This window comes from Actibacterium sp. (assembly GCF_041584535.1).
Taxonomy (GTDB): Bacteria; Pseudomonadota; Alphaproteobacteria; order Rhodobacterales; family Rhodobacteraceae; genus Actibacterium_D.
Map to the genome: position 1 here is coordinate 1 of NZ_JBFHDW010000176.1, position 5,559 is coordinate 5,559.

Consider the following 5,559-nt stretch of genomic DNA (forward strand, 5'->3'; position numbering starts at 1 on the left):
CGGCCCGCGCCTGTTCGGCCTGCCCCCCGGTGCCGATTTTGCCAAAGATCTGCTGATTGGGCTGGAACAGAGACTAAAACCACACCCGCCCGAGGCATGGGCGCAAGTCGAAATCTATGTGAACACCCAACGGATGCGGCGGCGACTGATCGACCTTTTGGCGGCGGGTCCGGCGCGGTTTCTGCCGCAAATCCGGCTGGTGTCATCGCTGGGCGATCAGGCTTTGCTGCCCCCTGCCGCGCCGCCGCTGCGGTTGCGGCTGGAGCTTGCACAATTGATCCGCAAACTGCTGGACGCCCAGCCGGACCTTGCCGCGCGCACCGCGACCTTCGATCTGGCCGACAGCCTGGCCGACCTGATGGCCGAAATGCAAAGCGAAGGCGTCGCGCCCGCCGCTCTGCATGATCTGGATGTCAGCCACCTGTCGGCGCACTGGGCTCGCACGCGCAGCTTTATCACCCTTGTCGAGCACTATTTCGACACCGCCGCGCCCGAAGGTCTGGCGGCCGAGGCCCGCAACCGGCTGGCCGCTGAGCAGCTTTGCCAAGAATGGCAATCGGCCCCGCCCAAACATCCCGTCATTATCGCCGGTTCAACCGGGTCGCGCGGGCCGACGGCAATGCTGATGGCCGCAGTCGCACAATTGCCGCAGGGCGCGGTGGTTTTGCCCGGCTTTGATTTCACCCTGCCCGCCAAGGTCTGGGACGGTCTGGACCGGGTGCTGGAATCAGAGGATCACCCGCAATTCCGGTTCCGCCGCCTTGCTGACCGGCTGGACCTGCACCCCACCGACACCCGGCCCTGGATTGCAGATTCCGAGCCTAATCCAGCCCGAAACCGCCTGATTTCGCTGGCGCTGCGCCCGGCGCCGGTTACGGATCAATGGCTGGACGAAGGTCGCAACCTGACCGATATCGCCCAAGCGACCGAAACCCTGACCCTGATCGAAGCGCCCTCGCCCCGGGCCGAGGCAACCGCGATCGCCCTGCGCCTGCGCAAAGCGGCCGAGGACGGTCAGATCGCCGCACTGATCACGCCCGACCGCATGCTGACCCGTCAGGTCACCGCCGCGCTGGATCGTTGGCGGATCGAACCCGATGACAGCGCCGGTCAACCGCTGCAATTGTCCGCGCCGGGCCGGTTCTTGCGGCAGGTGGCGGATCTGTTCGGTCAAAAACTGACGGCCGAGGCGTTGCTGGCGCTGCTTAAGCATCCGCTAACCGCCTCGACCGCTGACATTCGCGGCCCGCATCTGTTGTGGACTCGCGAGTTGGAGCTGCATGTCCGGCGCTATTCGGTCGCTTTCCCCGATGCCGGGGCGCTGACCACGTGGGCCGCGAAAAAGAAACAGGACGACGGGCGCGCGGGCTGGGCCGCGTGGCTGGGTGATCTGTTGGCCGGGCTGGATTCGGCTGTAATAGTGCCGCTTTCTGACCATTGTGACCGGCATATCGCGCTGGCGAACGCCTTGGCCGCCGGGCCGGGCGCCGCGGGCAGCGGTGCGTTGTGGCTAAAGCCCGCCGGTGAAAAATCCGCCGCCGTTTTGGACGAGCTGCGCACCGAGGCCGGGCATGGCGGGCTGTTGTCGCCTGTTGAGTTCAGCGATCTGCTTTACGCCGTTTTGTCCCGCGAAGAGGTCCGCGATCCGATCAGTCCACATCCCGGCGTGATGATCTGGGGCACGCTTGAGGCCCGCGTTCAGGGTGCGGATCTGGTCATTCTTGGCGGTCTGAACGAAGGCAGCTGGCCACAAATTCCCGCGCCCGATCCGTGGTTGAACCGGGAAATGCGCGCAAATCTGGGGCTTTTGCTGCCCGAACGGCGGATCGGCCTGTCGGCGCACGATTTCCAGCAGGCCGTCGCCGCCCGCGAGGTCGTCCTGACCCGCGCCATCCGCGATGCCGAAGCGGAAACCGTCGCCTCGCGCTGGTTGAACCGGCTGACCAACCTGCTGGATGGGCTGGAACGTCAAGGCGGGCGTGAAGCGCTGCAAGCCATGCGGGCGCGCGGCGAGGAATGCCTAAAGCTGGCGGCACAGATCGACACCCCGGCGGCGCAAATTCCGCCCGCCCACCGGCCCGCACCCTGCCCGCCGGTCGAGGCGCGCCCGGAAAAACTGTCGGTCACACGCATTCAAACGCTGATCCGCGACCCTTACGCGATCTATGCCGAAACCATTCTTGGCCTGCGCGCGCTGGACCCGCTGGCACAACAGCCCGACCCGCCGTTGCGCGGTATCATCCTGCATAAAATCATGGAGCTTTTCGTTGAGGCTGGCGTAAACCCCGACCCGCAGATCGCCAATGCCGATCTGATGGACATCGCCGACAGGGTGCTAAGCGAGATGGCGCCGTGGCCCGCTGCGCGCGCGCTTTGGCGGGCGCGGCTTGAGCGCGTGGCCGACGAATTCCTGACGCAAGAGGCCAGCCGCCGGTCGCGCGGCACGCCCGCCGCGCTTGAGGTCAAGGGCGCGGTCGTTCTGGACAACGGCTTTCGTCTGACGGCCGAGGCTGACCGGATTGACCTGCTGAACGATGCCACGCTGGCGATTTACGATTACAAAACCGGCGCGCCTCCGACCGACAAGCAGGTGCTGTATTTTGACAAGCAATTGCTGCTTGAGGCCGCGATTGCCGAACGCGCCGGGTTTGGCGAAATCGCCGCGACCGAGGTCAGCCATGCCGCCTATATCGGGCTTGGCTCGAAATCCGGCGAGGGGAAAAACCAACTCCGCTCCGGTCTTGCGGATGAAACGCTGGACCGGCTGGGGGCGTTGATCGACCAATACGCCCAGCGCACACAGGGCTATGCCTCGCGCCGGGCGATTTTCAAACGTGACGAGCATCGTGATTACGACCATCTGGCGCGTTATGGCGAATGGGATGAAACCGACGACCCGATTGAACAGGAGGTCGGCAATGCGTCGTGATCCCGCTTCGGAACGACAGGTTCAGGCCGCGCGGCCGGACTTGTCCACATGGCTTTCGGCCAATGCCGGTTCGGGCAAGACGCGGGTTTTGACCGACCGGGTGGCGCGGCTGCTGTTGGAGGGCGTTCAGCCGCAGCAAATCCTGTGCCTGACCTATACCAAAGCCGCCGCCAGCGAGATGCAGAACCGGCTGTTCAAGCGGCTTGGCGAATGGGCAATGCTGGATCAGGCCAGACTTGAGGAAAAGCTGCGCGATCTGGGGTTGGATCATCGGCCAAACGACGCCACCCTGCGGAAAGCGCGGCAATTGTTCGCCCGCGCGATCGAGACGCCGGGTGGCCTGAAAATTCAGACGATCCACAGCTTTTGCGGCTCGATCCTGCGGCGGTTTCCGTTAGAGGCCGGTGTTTCGCCGCAATATGTCGAACTGGACGACCGCGCCGCGAAACGGCTGCGGGCCGATGTTCTGGACGATCTGGCGGCGGCTGATCCCAACAGTGTTTTTGCCGATCTGGCGGCGGCTGATCCCAACGGTGTTTTTGCCGATCTGGCGCGGTATTTCACCGGTGCCGAACTGGACCAGCTGGCGAAAGAGGTTGCCGGTCGCCGACAGGAACTGGCCAAACCGTTTGGCAGGGATGCGGTGCTGGCGGGGTTTGGCCTGCCTGCGAATTTCACCCGGAATGACCTGATGGCGTCGGTATTTCTGGGTTCGGAATCCAGCCTGATCGCCGCGATCCTTCCGACGCTTGCCACCGGGTCCAGCAATGATGTCAAGGCTGCGGCCAGGCTTGGCGCGCTGGACCTCGCCAACCCCGGCCCTGACGAACTTATCGCGCTTGAGGACGAATTCCTGTTCGGGAAAACCGCGAAGGCGGGGCCGTTCACCGCCAAGATTGACAGCTTTCCCACCAAAGGCACCCGCGCTGCGCTGTCCAACAGCATGCCTGCGTTGAACGACCTGATGCGGCGCGTCGAGGCGGCGCGAGACCAGCGCCTGGCATTGGCCTCGGCCGAAAAAACCGCTGTGCTGCACGCGTTTGCCGGGCCGTTTCTGGCCGAGTTCGAGGCACGCAAGCTGCGCCATGGCTGGTTGGATTTCGACGATCTGATCCTGAAAACCCGCGCCCTGTTGACCGACCCGGATGTGGCCGAATGGGTTCTGTTCCGGCTGGACGGCGGCATTGATCATATTCTGGTCGACGAAGCCCAGGACACCAGCCCGCTGCAATGGCAGGTGATCGACCTGCTGAGCCGCGAATTCGCCGCCGGGAAGGGGGCGCGCGACGACGTTCCGCGCACGATCTTTGTCGTCGGCGACAAGAAACAGTCGATTTACAGCTTTCAGGGCGCCGACCCGGATGAATTCGACCGGATGTGCGCGCATTTCGACAGCCGCATGCCCGAAGGCACGGCCCTGCAAAAAACGCAGCTGGAATATTCGTTCCGCTCGTCCGAGGCGATCTTGCGGGTCGTCGACAACACGTTCCACGAAAACGCCCGCAACGGCATCGGCGACGACATTCTGCACCGGGCGTTTCATGGTGACATGCCGGGGCGGGTCGATTTGTGGCCGCTGGTGGAAAAGATCGACATCCCCGAAAGCGACGAATGGGAAAACCCCGTTAACCTGCCCTCGCCTGAACACCATGCTGTGCGGCTGGCCGGTCAGGTCGCCGCGCGCATCGCCGAGATGATCGAAACCGAAAGCCTGTGGGAAAAGATCGGCGACGAAACCCGCCGCCGCCCGGTGCGCGCCGGGGATGTTCTGATCTTGGTTCAACGGCGCTCCGATCTGTTTCACGAGATCATTCGCGCCTGCAAGGCCGCAAACCTGCCGATTGCCGGGGCGGACCGGTTGAAGGTCGGGGGCGAATTGGCGGTCAAGGATCTGACCGCGCTTTTGTCGTTTCTGGCCACGCCCGAAGACGATCTGTCACTGGCGGCGGCGCTGAAATCGCCGTTGTTCGGCTGGTCCGAGGATGATCTTTACCGTCTGGCGGCGGGCCGCAATGGCACCTATCTGTGGGCAGCGCTGCGCCAGTCGAATTGGGCTGGAGCAGAGACGTTTTCGACGCTGAACAGCCTGCTTGGCGATGCTGATTTCCTGCGGCCCTATGATCTGATCGAACGCATCCTGACCCGCCACAACGGGCGGCAAAACCTGATCGCCCGCCTTGGCGCCGAGGCCGAGGATGGGATTGACGCGCTGCTGTCCCAGGCACTGGCCTATGAGCGGATCGAAGTGCCCAGCCTGACCGGCTTTCTGATCTGGCTGCAAACCGACGAGGTCGAGATCAAGCGCCAGATGGACAGCGCCGGCAACCGCATCCGGGTGATGACGGTGCATGGCGCCAAGGGGCTGGAGGCGCCGATCGTCATTCTGCCCGACACCGCCAAACGACAACCGCGCAACAGCGACAATCTGGTGATCGGGCCGGATGGCCTGGTGATCTGGAAACCGACCGCCGATAACAGCCCCGACATCGTCACCGACGCGCTGGCCGCGATCAGCACCCAGCAAGCAGATGAACGTAACCGCCTGCTTTACGTCGCCATGACCCGCGCCGAGCAATGGCTGATCACCTGCGCCGCGGGCGATCTGGACAATGGCAACAGCTGGTACGAGC

Annotated in this window: 2 protein-coding genes; both read left to right on the top strand. The window is 64.1% G+C overall.

Annotated features, from left to right (window positions below):
* On the top strand, window positions 1–2,929 hold a 2,929-nt coding region (gene addB / locus ABYW26_RS09615; protein ID WP_372604598.1), incomplete at its 5' end, for a double-strand break repair protein AddB.
* The coding region (addA, locus tag ABYW26_RS09620) for a double-strand break repair helicase AddA (RefSeq protein ID WP_372604599.1) at window positions 2,919–5,559 on the top strand (2,641 nt) is incomplete at its 3' end. The genes addB and addA, both read left to right, overlap by 11 nt.